Source organism: Duganella levis, assembly GCF_009857605.1.
GTDB lineage: Bacteria > Pseudomonadota > Gammaproteobacteria > Burkholderiales > Burkholderiaceae_D > Rugamonas > Rugamonas levis.
Window position 1 is genome coordinate 156,474 of sequence record NZ_WWCT01000013.1, and the last position, 14,759, is coordinate 171,232.

The following is a 14,759-nucleotide window of genomic DNA, read 5'->3' on the forward strand; positions in this document are numbered from 1 at the left end:
ATGTCTATATCCTATCGCGCCGGCCTGCGGGCTGCGGCTTGCACCCTGTTGTCAGCCACGCTGCTGAGCGCCTGTGGCGGCGGTGGCGGTTCCACGCCGGCCCAGCCTGCGCAACCGGCGCAAGCCGCCGCCACCGAATTGACATTGACCAGCTCCGGCGCCAGCACCACCGCCGGCGGCGCGGCGGTCACACTGAATGCCGGCCTGAACGGTGCCGGCAGCGTCAACTGGACGCTGGCGGCCGGCAGCCCCGGCGCCTTGTCGGCTACCAGCGGCGCCAGCGTCAGCTACACGCCGCCGGCCAGTTTCACCGGCGTCACCGCCGTCACCATCAGCGCCACTTCGGGCAATCTGAGCAAGAGCATCGTGCTGCAACTGGCGCCGAGCGCTCCTGGCCTGTCGCTGCTGGCAGGCACGGTCACGCCCGGCAACGCCAATATTGACGGCCGCGGCACGGCGGCGCGCTTCAGCTCGATCCGGGCGCTGGCGACCGACGGCAGCGGCGCCATCTATACCAGCGATACGACGCAGGCCGGCCGGGCAGTGATCCGCAAGATCAGCGCCGACGGCGCCGTCAGCACGCTGAACGCCGACTTGAGCGCGCTGCCGATCACGGCCAGCATCAACGCCCTCACCCCGCTGGCTGACGGCAGCCTGTATTTCAGCGATGTGCAACAGAGTCATCTCAGCTCCAGCGTCTACAAGGCCACCACCAGCTTCCGCAAGCTGGACGCCAGTGGCAAGCTGAGCACACTGGGTGTGGTCGACGATGGCAGCATGATCTCCTGGCAATTGATTGCCGCGCCGGATGGCACGCTGTATGTGCGCGACAGCACGGCCGTCTACCTGCTGGGGGCTGATGGCAGCCGGCGCTTGCTGGCCGGCGCGTCCGCCGCCCTCACCACCGCCGATGTCGACGGCACGGGCGCCGACGCCCGGTTCTACGGCATCCGCCAATTCCGCGTGGCGCCCAACGGCAACCTGTATGTGCTGGACTATTTCGGCCTGCGCCAGGTCAGCCCGGCCGGGGTGGTGACCACCTTGCTGACACAAGCGGCCGACAGCACCGCCGCCTTCGACCTGAGCCTGGACCAACAGGGCAATCCGCTGCTGCTGTCCACCGCCAAGGCCGGCAAGACCAACACCATCAGCAAATTCAGCAACGGCACGCTCAGCACGCTGTACACGGTGGGCGCGGCAGACAGCGCGGACGGCCAGTATCTCAATCTGCTGCTGGGCATGGCGGATGGCGCGGTCATCACCACCGACGGCGTCAGCCTGCGCCGCACAGGCACCGACGGCAAGACCGTGGTGCTGGCCGGCGTGCGCAGCGATACCTATGACAGTATGGCCGACGGCCAGGGCGCGCAGGCGCGGCTGGTCAATCCCGGACTGCTGGCGGCCGACCGCGATGGCAACATCTATGCGGTGGAAAATGCCGGCGCGGTGGCCACCCCCATCATGATCCGCAAGATCACGCCAGCCGGCGCCGTGAGCACCTACGCAACCAGCAACCTGCCCGGCTACATCAGCGGCATGGTCATGACCCCGGCCAACACCCTGGTCGTCTCGATCCGCTCCGGCAGCGATTTTGGCGGCGGCCTGTACCAGGTCGGCCAGGGCGGCGGCTTTACCCTGATCGCCGGCGGCGTTTTTTACGGCGCCCCGTTGCAGCAACTTGATGGCCAGGGCAGCGCCGCCGTCTTCGGCCGCCCGACGCTGGCCGGGGTCGACAAGGACGGCAACCTGTACGTCTCCGACCAGTCGCAAACCTATAGCGACACCTACACCATCCGCAAAGTCACGCCGCTGGGAGCGGTCACCACGGTCGCCAGCCTGCCAGCGGGCCTGAATGCGGCGGCGGATGGCAATGTCTACCAGGTCAACGCCGCTGGCACCGGCGCGCCGGGCAACGCTATCATCCGCGTGGCGCCGGATGGCACCCGCACCGTGCTGGCTGGCGTCGAAACCGGCAGCAGCTTCACCAACCTACCGGGCCCGCTGCCGGCGCTGCTGTACCAGGTGCGCGGCGTGGCGCCGCTGGGCGGCAAGGTATTTGCCGTCGCCGCCGGCCATGGCATTTACACGCTGGTATTGCCCTGACCGCACTGGCAGCCGCCGCGCTGCGGCTGCCATGCGGTAAAATGGCAGACTAAGTCCGGCTGCGCGCTGGACGCCACTTCTGCCAACAGGTTCAACACTATGCTAGACAATCTGACACAACGCCTCGCCAAGGTCGTCAAGACCATGCGCGGCGAGGCCCGCCTGACCGAAACCAACACCGCCGAGATGCTGCGCGAAGTGCGCATGGCGCTGCTGGAGGCCGACGTCGCCCTGCCGGCCGTGCGCGACTTCATCGCCCGCGTCAAGGAAAAAGCCCTCGGCGAGGAAGTGATTTCCTCGCTGTCGCCCGGCCAGGCCCTGGTCGGCGTGGTGCAGCGCGAGCTGGCCGCCCTGATGGGCGCCGACCTCGGTCCGGAAGCGGCCCAGCTGAGCTTTGCCCAGCAGCCGCCCGCCATCATCCTGATGGCCGGTCTGCAAGGGGTGGGTAAAACCACCACCGTCGGCAAGCTGGCCAAGTACCTCAAGGAAGAAAAGAAAAAGAAAGTGCTGACCGTCTCGGCCGACGTGTATCGTCCGGCCGCAATCGCCCAGCTGCAATCGGTGACCGCGCAAGTGGGCGCCGACTTCTTCCCGTCCACCGCGCAGGACAAGCCGGTCGACATCGCGCTGGCGGCGCTGGACTGGGCCAAGAAGCACTACCATGACGTGCTGATCATCGACACCGCCGGCCGTCTGGGTATCGATGAAGAGATGATGAAAGAGATCGCCGCCGTGCACGGCGCGGTCAAGCCGATCGAAACCCTGTTCGTGGTCGACGCCATGCTGGGGCAGGACGCCATCAACACCGCCAAGGCCTTCAACGACGCGCTGCCGCTGACCGGCATCGTGCTGACCAAGCTGGACGGCGACTCGCGCGGCGGTGCGGCGCTGTCGGTGCGCCACATCACCGGCAAGCCGATCAAGTTCGCCGGCGTCTCGGAAAAGCTGGACGGCCTGGAAGCCTTCGATCCGACCCGCATGGCCAACCGCGTGCTGGGCATGGGCGACATCCTGGCGCTGGTGGAAGAAGCGCGCAAGGGCGTCGACGCCAAGGCCGCCGCCGACCTGGCCGCCAAGGTCAAGTCGGGTGGCAAATTTGACATGAACGACTTCAAGGCCCAGCTGGGCCAGATGAAGAAAATGGGCGGCATGGCCAGCCTGGTCGACAAGCTGCCGGCGCAGTTCCAGCAAGCCGCCGGCAACGCCAACATGGACCAGGCCGACAAGCAGGTGCGCCGCATGGTCGGCATCATCGACTCGATGACCAAGGCCGAACGCGCCAAGCCGGAACTGATCAAGGCCACCCGCAAACGCCGCATCGCGGCCGGCGCCGGCGTGCAAGTGCAAGAGGTCAACCGCATGCTGAACCAGTTCGAACAGATGCAGACCATGATGAAAAAGCTGTCCGGCGGCGGCATGATGAAGATGATGCGCTCGATGAAGGGCATGATGCCGGGCATGCGCTAAGCCCTCCCTCAAGGGCTACGAAAGCGCGCTTCCCCACGTAAACCGGGCGTATGCCCCGTGTTTACGTGGTGTTTCCGGGAAAAAACGCGAAAAACACTTGCGTGCAGGTTAAATCCCCACCAATATTAGCCGGTGCGATCAATTGCGCAATTTTCCATGTGTTCGTTAAGGAGGCTCGAATATGGCAACAGCCAAAAAAACCCCAGCAGCACCCGCTAAGAAGCCTGCGGCCAAACCGGCCGCAAAGAAAGCAGCAGCACCAGCAGCAGCTAAAGCAGCAGCGAAGCCAGCAGTGAAAAAAGCAGCACCGGCAGCACGCAAACCAAACGCCGCCTTCATGAAAGCGTTGACCCCATCCGCATCGCTGGCCGCGATCGTCGGCGCCGAGCCTTTGCCGCGCACCGAAGTGACCAAAAAAGTGTGGGATTACATCAAGAAGCTCGATCTGCAAGACCCGGCCAACCGTCGCAACATCAATGCGGACGACAAGCTGAAAGCCGTTTTCGGCGGCAAAGCCCAGGTTTCCATGTTCGAAATGACCAAGCTCATTTCCGATCACCTGAAATAATCGACGCTGCGGCCGCTGCCGCGCCCGGATGCCGTTATCGCGCAGGCGATAGCGGCATTTTTTTTATTTCCAGTTGTTCCACGCGGCCAGCACCGCGTTCGGATATTCCGGCTTGCCGCGGCTGCCGTTGTAGCGGCCCAGCGCCAGGTAGACATTGCCGGCTTCCATGTCGAGGTACATGCGCAGGATCGAGCAGCCGTAGCGCAGATTGGTCTGCATATTGAACAGCGCGCTGCGGTTGCGGTCGCCGATCACATTGGTCCAGAACGGCATCACCTGCATGTAACCGCGCGCGCCGACGATCGACACCGCGTACTTGCGGTAGGCCGATTCCACCTGGATCAGGCCCAGCACCATGCCTGGGTCGAGTCCGGCGCGGCGCGCTTCATACCAGACGGTGGCGAGGAATTCGGTGCGGGTCTGCTCGTCCGCCAGCTTGCGCTTGAGACGGTAGGACATGGTGTCCAGCCAGTTGCGGTAGCGCGCCTCGTCCGACGGGTTGCGGAAACTCGGGGTCGGCGGCGTCGCGTCCTTGATGGCATTCGACAGCGCCAGCCGCACCGAGTCGGCCAGCGCTTCTTCTTTCTGGTTGCCGGCCAGCGCCAGCGGTGCGGCCACGGCCAGCACCACCAGCGCCGTCCAGCGCAACAGCGCCTTCATCACTGCGCCATTTTGCCTTTGATGAAGGCCAGCACCTCGGCCACCGGCACGGCGGTCGCTTCGGTGTCGCGGCGGCCCTGGTATTCCAGGTTGCCTTCCTTCAGGCCACGGTCGCCGATCACCACGCGGTGCGGCACGCCGATCAGTTCCCAGTCGGCGAACATCTGCCCTGGACGCTGGCCGCGGTCGTCGATGATGACGTCGATGCCGGCCGCTACCGCGTCGGCATACAGCTGCTCGGCCGCTTGCTTGACCGCTTCGCTGCGGTCCATGCCCATCGGGCACAGCACCAGCTCGAACGGCGCCAGCGAGGCCGGCCAGATGATGCCCTTGTCGTCGAAGTTCTGCTCGATGGCGGCGCCCAGGATGCGCGTCACGCCGATGCCGTAGCAACCCATCTGCAGCGGCGCCGGCTTGCCGTTTTCGTCCAGGAAAGTGGCTTTCATGGCTTCCGAGTACGCCGTGCCCAGCTGGAACACGTGACCGACTTCGATGCCGCGCTCGATCGCCAGCACGCCCTGGCCGTCCGGCGAGGCATCGCCTTCCACCACATTGCGCAGGTCCAGCACCAGGTCCGGCTCGGCGCAGTCGCGGCCCCAGTTGGCGCCGGTGTAGTGGTAGCCGGCGTCGTTCGCGCCGCAGACGAAGTCGGCCATATTGGCGACCGTGCGGTCGGCCACCACGGTGACCGGCGCCTTGGTGCCGATCGGGCCCAGGTAGCCCGGCACGCAGCCGTAGACTTCCAGGATCTCGGCTTCGGTCGAGAAGCGGTGCGCGGCCAGGCCCGGCACTTTGCCGACCTTGACCTCGTTCAGTTCGTGGTCGCCACGCAACAACAACATGAAATACTGTTTAGCTAATTTGCCGTCCGTTTCGGTCTCGACGGTCAGCGCCAGCGTCTTGACGGTCTGCGCCAGCGGCAGCTTGAGCTGCTCGGCCACCAGTTCGCACTTGGTGGCGTTCGGCGTTTCGACCTTGCTCAGCGGCTGCGACGCGGCTGGGCGGGTGGCGTTGACCGGCAAGGCTTCGGCCGCTTCCATATTGGCGGCGTAATCCGAGGTCGGGCAATACACCAGCGCATCTTCGCCGGTGCTGGCGATGACGTGGAATTCGTGCGAGCCGCTGCCACCGATGGCGCCGTTATCGGCTGCTACCGCACGGAACTTCAAACCGAAGCGGTTGAAAATACGGGTGTAGGCGTCATACATGATCTTGTACGAAGCCTGCATGCCGGCCAGGTCGCGGTCGAACGAGTACGCATCCTTCATGGTGAACTCGCGTCCGCGCATCAGGCCGAAGCGCGGACGGCGTTCGTCGCGGAATTTGGTCTGGATGTGGTAAAAATTCAACGGAAGTTGACGGTACGATTTAATTTCCGAACGCACCACATCGGTGATCACTTCCTCGGCAGTCGGCTGGAAGGCGAATTCGCGGCCGTGACGGTCCTTGATGCGCAGCAGTTCGGCGCCCATCTTGTCCCAGCGGCCGGTTTCCTGCCACAGCTCGGCCGGCTGGATCAGGGGCATCAGCAGCTCGATGCCGCCCGATTGGTTCATCTCTTCGCGCACGATGGCTTCCACCTTGCGGATGATTTTCAGGCCAATCGGCATGTAGGTGTAGATACCGGAACCGAGGCGTTTGATCATGCCGGCGCGCATCATTAACTGATGGCTGACGACTTCGGCATCGGACGGAGCTTCTTTAAGCGTGGAAATAAAAAAACGTGACGCGCGCATACGGTGAATTCTTTTTAAAAAGAGAGAGTTATAATCAACCTAATTTTAAAGGATTAGCTGGCTGATGCACCCATACTTTATACAAATGCGTTCAAATCAGGGCCCTCCGGCCGTTTTCGTACCCCGAAAACCGCGCCGGCGTGCCGTTTTGTGGGCAAAAATATAAGACAGGGAGCACGGTCGCAGAAAGTTTGAGGTGCAATATGCTCGATCGTGAAGGGTTCCGGCCCAACGTCGGCATCATCCTGCTGAACGCCCAGAACGAGGTGTGGTGGGGCAAGCGGGTGCGTGAGCACTCATGGCAGTTTCCGCAAGGCGGCATCAAATACGGTGAAACGCCGGAGCAGGCGATGTACCGCGAGCTGGAAGAGGAAATCGGTCTGCGGGCCGAGCACGTCAAGATAGTCGGTCGCACTCGCGACTGGCTGCGCTATGAGGTGCCGGACCATTTCATCAAGCGGGAAATCCGCGGCCATTACCGGGGCCAGAAGCAGATCTGGTTCCTGTTGCGGATGTGTGCGCGCGACAACGACGTCAATCTGCGCCTGACCGACCACCCGGAGTTCGACGCCTGGCGCTGGCACGACTACTGGGTGCCGCTGGACGTGGTGATCGAGTTCAAGCGCGAGGTCTACCAGCGCGCCTTGCAGGAATTGTCGCGCTTCCTGAGCTGGCCGGCCAACGGCCACGACCGCCGCCACCACGGCTCGCGCTACCTGCGCCAGCCGCACGCGCCGCGCGCCAATCCGGGCGCGGCCGGGGCCAACGACGCCAAGCCGGCGCTGGAAACGGCCGTCGGCGACTGCGGCTGCGACGACAAGCCGGAAGGCGAAACCAACAGCGCATGATGCCAAAAAAGCGGGACAGTCTGACTGTCCCGCTTTTTTTCCGTACAATGGCGGCCTATGTTCAATCCTTCATCCGACGATGTGCGCCGCTTCTTCTGCGAAGCCTACCGCAAGCAGCAGGCCAACGCCATCCTGAGCCCGATCGAGACCATGGCGGCCGACTGGATCCGCCACCATCCCGAATACCACGACGTGCTGGCCGACGTCGAAACGGCGCTGACGCGCGACTACCAGGTCGAAGGCGCCCAGGCCAACCCGTTCCTGCACCTGTCGATGCACTTGTCGATTGACGAGCAGATCTCGATCGACCAGCCGCCCGGCATCCGCGCCCTGGCGACGGCGCTGACGCTCAAGCTGGACGACGCCCACGCGGCGCAGCACGAAATCATGGAATGCCTGGGCGAGATGATCTGGAACGCCCAGCGCACCGGCACCCCGCCCGACGCCGCCGCCTACCTCGAAGCCCTCCAGCGCCGCCTGTAAACTCCGGGGTCAGGTCCGGCACTTGGACATGAGCTCGTGTCCAAGTGCCGGACCTGACCCCGGAGTTGGTTTAGCGGTGGGTGGCCAAGGTGCCTGGCAGGCTGTGCAGGTAGGCCGCCAGGTCCTTGATGTCCTGGTTGCTCAGCGGCTTGACCTGGCCGGTCATGATGGCGTTGCTGCGGCCGTTGGCGCTGTCGCCGCGCTGGTAGGCTTTCAGCGCGTGCACCAGGTAGTCGCGGTGCTGGCCGGCCAGCTTCGGATAGCTGGGGTCGATCGGCGTGTTGAAGTCCTTGCCGTGGCAGCTGAAGCAGGCGTATTTCTCGGTCAGCGCCTTGCCGGACTCGATGTTGCCGGCCGCGTGGGCGCCGGCGGCGAGCAGGGCGCAGGCGACCGCGGCGATGGTGTTTTTCATGAACTCACTCCTCATTTCGGGTCCGCCGTGCGGGTCTGCGCCGCATAGAATGCCGCCACATCGGCGATGTCCTGGTCGCTCAGGCTGGCGGCGATGCCGCGCATCGACGGGTGCTTGCGCGCCCCTTTCTTGTAATCCTGCAGCGCGTTCTCGATGTACTTGGCCGACTGGCCGCCGATCATCGGCACCGGAAACACTTCGGGGAAGGTGGCTTTGTAGCCGGGGATGCCGTGGCAGCCGATGCACATTTCGATCTTGGCTTTGGCGTTCTGGACGTTGCCCACAACCTCCGCTGCGACGGCGACGTGGGCGACTTGGGTAATCGCTGCGAGCACGAGGAGTGCGGTGAGTTTTTTCATGGTGTCTCTAAGTAAGTAATCGGACAAGCGCGGATACTGCGATCTCGGATACTTCTACCACGGGTCAAGTGTATTGACTTTTGTTCTATATGCTCAAGGATTCTAACCCAAGTATTTTTTAGAAACAACACGCGCTGCCGTACGGACCGAGCCCCCACTCTAGCGTTTCCTTCTATACTGTTTTATCTTTTCTCTCCGGGATATCCGCATGACCGCCGCTCGCTTTGAAGGTTCCGCCCACTACGTCGCCACCGCCGACCTGAAACTGGCGGTCAACGCCGCCCTCACCTTGCAGCGTCCGCTGCTGATCAAGGGTGAGCCCGGCACCGGCAAGACCATGCTGGCCGAGGAGGTCGCCGCCGCGCTCGACCGTCCCTTGCTGCAATGGCACATCAAGTCCACCACCAAGGCGCAGCAGGGCCTGTACGAGTACGACGCCGTCTCGCGCCTGCGCGATTCGCAGCTGGGCGACGAGCGGGTGCGCGATATCCACAATTACATCGTCAAGGGCGTACTGTGGCAGGCGTTCACGGCGCCGGCGCCGGTGGTGCTGCTGATCGATGAAATCGACAAGGCCGATATCGAGTTCCCCAACGATTTGTTGCGCGAGCTGGACCGCATGGAGTTCTATGTCTACGAGACCCGCGAGATGGTGCAGGCGGCGCACCGGCCGCTGGTGATCATCACCTCCAACAACGAGAAAGAGTTGCCGGACGCCTTCCTGCGCCGCTGCTTCTTCCACTACATCAAGTTCCCCGACCGCGATACGATGGCGCAGATCGTCCAGGTGCACTACCCGCACCTGAAGCAGGAACTGCTGGCGCAGGCGCTGCAGACCTTCTACGAGGTGCGCGACGTCCAGGGCCTGAAGAAGAAGCCGTCCACCTCGGAATTCCTCGACTGGCTCAAGCTGCTGATGGCGGAGGACATCCCGCCGGAAGCGCTGCGCAGCCAGGACCAGAAGGCCATCGTGCCGCCGCTGCACGGCGCGCTGCTGAAAAACGAGCAGGATATCCACCTGTTCGAGCGCCTGGTCGCCATGGCGCGCCATAACCGATGAGCACGCAGTTCGACACGCCGCTGCCGGTCACGCTGGAACTGCACGGCGTGCGGCTGGAGCCGCTCGCCCCGCACCACGCCGAAGGCCTGCGCGCGGCCGCCAGCGACGGTGAGCTGTGGAAGCTACGCGTCACTTCCGTGCCGGAGCCGCACGAGGTCGACGCCTATATCTTCAAGGCGATCGAGCAGCGCCCTGCCCGGCTGGCGTTTGCCGTGATCGACAGCGCCAGCGGCGCCCTGATCGGCACCACCAGCTACCACGACATCGTGCCGGCCATCGGCCGCACCGAGATCGGCTACACCTGGTACGCCCGCAGCTGGCAGCGCACCCACGTCAACACCACCTGCAAGCTGCTGCTGATGACGCACGCCTTTGAGACGCTGGGCGCGGCGCTGGTCGGCTTGCGCACTGATAATTTCAACCACGCCTCGCAAGCGGCCATCGAGCGCCTCGGCGCCAAAAAGGACGGCGTGCTGCGCCACCACGCGCTGCGCCGCGACGGCACCGTGCGCGATACCGTGATGTACAGCATCACGGCCGGCGAGTGGCCGGAGATCAAGGCCCATCTGCGCGACAAGCTGGCGCGCCACGGAGTGCGCTGAGATGCTGATCGATTTCTTCTTCACGCTGAAAGACGCCAAGATCCCGGTCACGATCAAGGAGTTTTTGACGCTGCTGGAAGCCATGCAACAGCAGGTGATCAGCAACTCGCTGGACGATTTCTACTACCTCGCGCGTCTGACGCTGGTCAAGGACGAGGCCCACTTCGACAAGTTCGACCGCGCCTTCGGCCTGTACTTCAAGGGCATCAACGCGACCTTCGACCAGCAGGGCAATGTGCCGCTGGACTGGCTGGTGCAGCGCATGAAGCGCGAGCTGACGCCGGAGCAAATCGCCGCGCTGGAGAAATTCGGCTACGACAAACTGATGGACCGGCTGAAGGAGCTGCTGGACGAGCAGAAGGCGCGCCACGAGGGCGGCAACAAGTGGATCGGCACCGGCGGCACTTCGCCGTTCGGTCATGGCGGCACCAATCCCGAGGGCGTGCGCATCGGCGGCAAGGGCGGCAACCGCACGGCGGTCAAGGTGTGGGAGGCGCGCAGCTACCAGGATTACGACGGCGAGCGCGAGATCGGCACCCGCAACATCAAGGTGGCGCTGCGCCGGCTGCGCAAGTTCGCGCGCCAGGGCGCGGCCGAGGAACTGGCGCTGGACGCCACCATCCGCGCCACCGCCAGCAACGCCGGCTATCTCGATATCAAGATGCAGCCGGAGCGCAAGAACAATATCAAGGTGCTGATGCTGTTCGACGTCGGCGGCACCATGGACGACCATATCGAGCGCACCGAGGAGCTGTTCTCGGCCGCCAAGTCGGAATTCAAGAACATGGAGTTCTTCTACTTCCACAACTGCGTCTACGATTACATGTGGAAGAACAACCGGCGCCGCCATTCGGAGCGCTTCCCGACCTGGGACATCCTGCGCAAATACCCGCCCGACACCAAGCTGATCTTCGTCGGCGACGCCACCATGAGTCCGTACGAGATTTTGCAGCGGGGCGGCTCGGTCGAGTACAACAACGAGGAAGCCGGCAGCGCCTGGCTGGCGCGCTTCACGGCGGCGTTCCCGAAATTCGTCTGGCTCAACCCGGAACCGGACACCATCTGGCAGTACCGCCAGTCGATCGACATCATCCGCCAGCTGATGAACAACCGCATGTACCCGCTCACCATGAACGGCCTGGAACAGGCAATGCGCACCCTCAGCAAATAGAATATTTAACAAAAAGAAACTTTGTTAAATATATTGAAATTTATGAAACAAAATGCTACAAATATTAAGTTGTAGCATAACGGTGCAGCCCTTAGCCTAGGGGCTATGTCCATACTGCCTTCCTTTCGTCGTCTGAGCGCGCGCCTGCGCGCCGCCAGCCCGCGCAGCATTGCTGCGGCGGCCGCCTTGCTGCTGGCCGGCTTCTTCGTGCTCGATCTGGGCAGCGGTCCGACCATTTCCTTCGGGCTGTTTTATACGCTGTCGGTGGTGCTGGTGGCGTGGCGGCTGGGGCGCGCCGCCACCGTGCTGGCGGTGCTGGCCGCCAGTGCCGCCCGCGTGGTCGATTTCTATCTGACCCGCCATCACGACGGCGCCCTGATGCTGGTCTACGACCTGCTGCAAAGCGCGGCCGGCTACGGCCTGGCGGCGCTGCTGGCCTGGCAGGGCCGCCTGCTGTTCGAGCGCACCGCGCGCCACGCCCGCAGTTTCCAGCGCCAGGCGCGCCGCGAACGGCGCCGCCGCCGGCTGGAAGCCACCATCCGCCGCGCCGTGCTGGCCGACGTGCCGGCCATCGTCCAGCTGACCAGTACCGGCGGCGAAGACGGCGCCTTCGACCAGAATGTGATGGATGCCGCGCGCCAGGCCGCGCTGACGGCCAGCTTCAGCCAGGGCATCATCGATGGCGCCGCGCTGCGCGATCTCTGGAACGGCGGCCAGATGGTGGTGCCGATCGAATTCTGGGTCTCCGAGCTGCATGGCCAGCTGGCCGCCTACATGATGGTGCTGGGGCTGGACGGCAACAAGGGCCCGGAGCGCGAACTGCACGCGCTGGCGGTAGCGCCGGCCTTCCGCAACAACGGCCTGGGCTCGGCGATGGTGGATTTCTTCTGCACCCGCTACCAGCAGCGGCGCCTGGTGGTGGCCACCAAGAGCGGTTCGCAGATGATGCAGATGCTGAGCCGCCGCAGCTTCCAGCCGCTCACCACCAGCAAGGACTACGACATCATGGCGCGCGGCTAGCCGTTACGGCAGCTGCAGGCGGTAGCCGACCGCCGTTTCGGTCAGCAGGTAGCGCGGCTGGGTCGGGTCGGCTTCCAGCTTGTGGCGCAGGTGGCCCATGTAGATCCGCAGGTAGTGGCCGTTCTCCGACTGCGACGGCCCCCACACGGCGCGCAGCAGTTGCGGGTTGGTCATCACGCGGCCGGCGTTGGCCACCAGCACCGCCAGCAGCCGGTATTCGGTCGGCGTCAGGTGCACGTGGGCGCCGCCGCGCGTCACGCGCCGGTTCTGCAGATCCACCACGACCTCGCCAAACTGCACCAGCCCGCTCTGGTCGGCGGCCGGCTGGCGCTGCCGCCGCAGGGTGGCGCGTACGCGCGCCAGCAGTTCGCCGACGCCGAACGGTTTGCTCAGGTAGTCGTCGGCGCCGGCGTCCAGCGCGCGGATCTTGTCGGCTTCGTTGACGCGCGCCGACAGCACGATCACCGGCACGCTCGACCATTTGCGCAGGTCGGTGACGAAGTCGATGCCGTCGCCGTCCGGCAGGCCGAGATCGAGCACGATCAGGTCGGGCTTGCGGGTGCCGGCGTCGATCAGGCCGCGTTGCAGGCCGCCCGCTTCGAATACCTGCCAGCCCTCCTCTTCCAGCGCGGCGCGCACGAAGCGGCGGATTTGCGGTTCGTCTTCGACCAGTAAGGCGGTCGGTGCGGTGTCAGTCATGGACTTCCTCGTCCGGCATGGCCGGTGGTGTGCCGAGTGGCAGGGTGAAGGTGAAGGCGGCGCCGCCCAGCGCGCCACGCCCGGCACTAATGCGGCCGCCGTGCGCTTCGACGATGGCGCGGCAGATCGCCAGCCCGAGGCCGACGCCCGGCTTGGCCGATTCGCGTTCGCCACGGGTGAATTTTTCAAACAGCGCTTCTTCGCGGCCGGCCGGCAGGCCGGGGCCATCGTCGTGTACGGTGACGTTGAGCCAGGCGCCGTGCAGCACGGCGGCGATTTCGATATGGGCGCCGGGGGGCGTGTATTTGGCGGCGTTTTCCAGCAGGTTGACCAGCACCCGTTCGATCAGCACGGCGTCATAGCGCAGCAGCGGCAGCGCGGGCGCCAGCTTGGTGCTGACTTGGTGGCCTTTGAGGGCGCTGCCGGCGGCGCGCAGCGCGCTGCCGACCACTTCTTCCAACGCCTGCCATTGCAGGTTGAAGTGCACTTCGCCGCTCTGGATGCGCGCCATGTCGAGCAGGTTGGCCACCATGGTGCTCATGCGCAGCGCTTCGTCGTGCAGGGCGCGCGCGGTGTCCTGCTGGGCTTCGCTCAGCGCCGGACGCGAGCTGGTCAGCGCTTCCGACAGGCCGACCAGTGATGTGAGCGGCGTGCGCAGGTCGTGCGACAGCGCCGCCAGCAGCGAGTTGCGCAGCCGTTCGGTTTCCATGCTGACCAGCGCGCCCTGGGCCACTTCGATGTAGTGCACCCGCTCCAGCGCAATGGCGGCCAGCGCGGCGAAGGTGTCCAGTTGTTGACGCTGCTCTGGGATCAGCATCCAGCGCCGCTGCTGCGGTTCGATCGCCAGCACGCCGCGGGTGCGCATCGGCGCCACCAGCGGCAGGTAGAAGATGCGGCTGGCCGGCAAGGTGTCGGTGCCCAGACCGGCCGGCTCGGCGCGGTCGTAGGCCCATTGGGCGATGCCGGTGTCGAGCGCCGCCAGGTGGGCGCCGCTGTGCCCGTTGCCGGCGATATCGGCTGCCAGGCTGGCGTGCTCCGGCGGCGGCTGGTGCAGCCGGCCGGCGTCGTCCGGCAACAGCAGCGTGGCGCGCGCGCGGAACGCTTGCTGGATCACGCGCCGGGTGGTGTCGTAGATTTGTTCGGTTTGCAGTGCGCCGGACAGTTCGCGGGCGAATTCGTACAGCGCCCGCGCGCGCCGTTCGCGCTGCGCGGCAACGCGGGCTTGGAAGCGCAGGTCGGCCGTCAGGTGGCCGGTGATCAGGCCCACCGCCAACATGACGATGAAGGTGATCAGGTACTGGAAGTCGGTCACGGCCAGCGTGAAGCGCGGCGGCACGAAGAAGAAGTCGAAGCAGGCCACGCTGACGCAGGTGGCCAGCACCGACGGTCCGCGCCCGAAGCGCACCGCCACCAGCACCACCACCAGCAGGAACAGCATGGCGATGTTGGCCAGGTCCAGCCAGGCCAGCAGCGGTGTGGTGATCAGCGCGGTGGCGACGCTGGCCGCCGCCGCCACGCCGTAGCCGATGAGGCGCCGGCGCTGGAGTGCGCCGGCGGTCGCGTCGTCGCCC

At 65.0% G+C, this 14,759-nt stretch carries 15 protein-coding genes; 9 read left to right on the forward strand and 6 right to left on the reverse strand.

Features of this window, described 5'->3' with window-relative positions:
- From GTP69_RS17000 to GTP69_RS17010, 3 genes are all read left to right on the forward strand, one after another.
- Positions 1–2,103: an NHL repeat-containing protein gene (locus GTP69_RS17000; RefSeq protein ID WP_161055970.1), complete on the forward strand. Its 2,103-nt coding sequence runs from the start codon at positions 1–3 to the stop codon at positions 2,101–2,103.
- Between the two features lie 99 nt (positions 2,104–2,202).
- Positions 2,203–3,570, forward strand: coding sequence for a signal recognition particle protein (gene ffh / locus GTP69_RS17005; RefSeq protein ID WP_161055971.1), 1,368 nt, complete (start codon positions 2,203–2,205; stop codon positions 3,568–3,570).
- Positions 3,571–3,751: 181 nt separating this feature from the next.
- Positions 3,752–4,138 (forward strand): SWIB/MDM2 domain-containing protein, encoded by a 387-nt coding sequence (locus tag GTP69_RS17010; protein WP_161055972.1) that lies wholly within the window; start codon positions 3,752–3,754, stop codon positions 4,136–4,138.
- A gap of 63 nt (positions 4,139–4,201) precedes the next feature.
- Here the strand turns inward: GTP69_RS17010 and GTP69_RS17015 are convergent, their stop codons facing one another.
- Entirely contained in the window at positions 4,202–4,798 is a 597-nt protein-coding gene (locus GTP69_RS17015; RefSeq protein WP_161055973.1) for a lytic transglycosylase domain-containing protein, read from the reverse strand.
- On the reverse strand, positions 4,798–6,534 hold the full coding sequence (locus tag GTP69_RS17020) for a proline--tRNA ligase (RefSeq protein ID WP_161055974.1): 1,737 nt from the start codon (positions 6,532–6,534) through the stop codon (positions 4,798–4,800). Before GTP69_RS17020 ends, GTP69_RS17015 begins: the two co-directional genes overlap by 1 nt.
- 203 nt (positions 6,535–6,737) lie before the next feature.
- Here GTP69_RS17020 and GTP69_RS17025 point away from each other — a divergent pair, with 203 nt between their 5' ends.
- Both GTP69_RS17025 and GTP69_RS17030 read left to right on the forward strand, forming a co-directional pair.
- Positions 6,738–7,382 (forward strand): RNA pyrophosphohydrolase, encoded by a 645-nt coding sequence (locus GTP69_RS17025; RefSeq protein ID WP_161055975.1) that lies wholly within the window; start codon positions 6,738–6,740, stop codon positions 7,380–7,382.
- 57 nt (positions 7,383–7,439) lie between these two features.
- Positions 7,440–7,865, forward strand: coding sequence for a DUF1841 family protein (locus GTP69_RS17030; RefSeq protein WP_161055976.1), 426 nt, complete (start codon positions 7,440–7,442; stop codon positions 7,863–7,865).
- Positions 7,866–7,935: 70 nt separating this feature from the next.
- Here the strand turns inward: GTP69_RS17030 and GTP69_RS17035 are convergent, their stop codons facing one another.
- Together GTP69_RS17035 and GTP69_RS17040 are read right to left on the reverse strand one after the other, a co-directional pair.
- Entirely contained in the window at positions 7,936–8,277 is a 342-nt protein-coding gene (locus tag GTP69_RS17035) for a c-type cytochrome (protein ID WP_161055977.1), read from the reverse strand.
- An 11-nt stretch (positions 8,278–8,288) separates the two neighbouring features.
- The gene (locus GTP69_RS17040) at positions 8,289–8,636 is read right to left on the reverse strand and encodes a c-type cytochrome (protein ID WP_110845203.1); all 348 of its coding nucleotides are present in this window, start codon (positions 8,634–8,636) and stop codon (positions 8,289–8,291) included.
- A gap of 208 nt (positions 8,637–8,844) precedes the next feature.
- On the opposite strand from GTP69_RS17040, the gene GTP69_RS17045 reads away from it, so the two are divergent.
- The 4 genes from GTP69_RS17045 (at position 8,845) to GTP69_RS17060 (ending at position 12,489) form a co-directional block, all read left to right on the forward strand.
- Positions 8,845–9,696 carry an AAA family ATPase gene (locus GTP69_RS17045; RefSeq protein WP_161055978.1) on the forward strand — a complete coding sequence of 284 codons (852 nt, stop codon included), beginning with the start codon at positions 8,845–8,847 and terminating at the stop codon, positions 9,694–9,696.
- Positions 9,693–10,298, forward strand: coding sequence for a GNAT family N-acetyltransferase (locus GTP69_RS17050; RefSeq protein ID WP_161055979.1), 606 nt, complete (start codon positions 9,693–9,695; stop codon positions 10,296–10,298). Before GTP69_RS17045 ends, GTP69_RS17050 begins: the two co-directional genes overlap by 4 nt.
- A gap of 1 nt (position 10,299) precedes the next feature.
- Positions 10,300–11,469: a vWA domain-containing protein gene (locus GTP69_RS17055; protein ID WP_161055980.1), complete on the forward strand. Its 1,170-nt coding sequence runs from the start codon at positions 10,300–10,302 to the stop codon at positions 11,467–11,469.
- Positions 11,470–11,574: 105 nt separating this feature from the next.
- Complete coding sequence (locus GTP69_RS17060) at positions 11,575–12,489, forward strand: GNAT family N-acetyltransferase (protein ID WP_161055981.1); 915 nt, start codon at positions 11,575–11,577, stop codon at positions 12,487–12,489.
- Positions 12,490–12,492: 3 nt separating this feature from the next.
- Here the strand turns inward: GTP69_RS17060 and kdpE are convergent, their stop codons facing one another.
- Both kdpE and GTP69_RS17070 read right to left on the reverse strand, forming a co-directional pair.
- A complete protein-coding gene (kdpE, locus tag GTP69_RS17065; protein ID WP_161055982.1) occupies positions 12,493–13,188 on the reverse strand; it encodes a two-component system response regulator KdpE in 696 nt (231 codons plus the stop codon).
- A partial coding sequence (locus GTP69_RS17070; RefSeq protein ID WP_161055983.1) for a DUF4118 domain-containing protein occupies positions 13,181–14,759 on the reverse strand: 1,579 nt, incomplete at its 5' end. The genes GTP69_RS17070 and kdpE, both read right to left, overlap by 8 nt.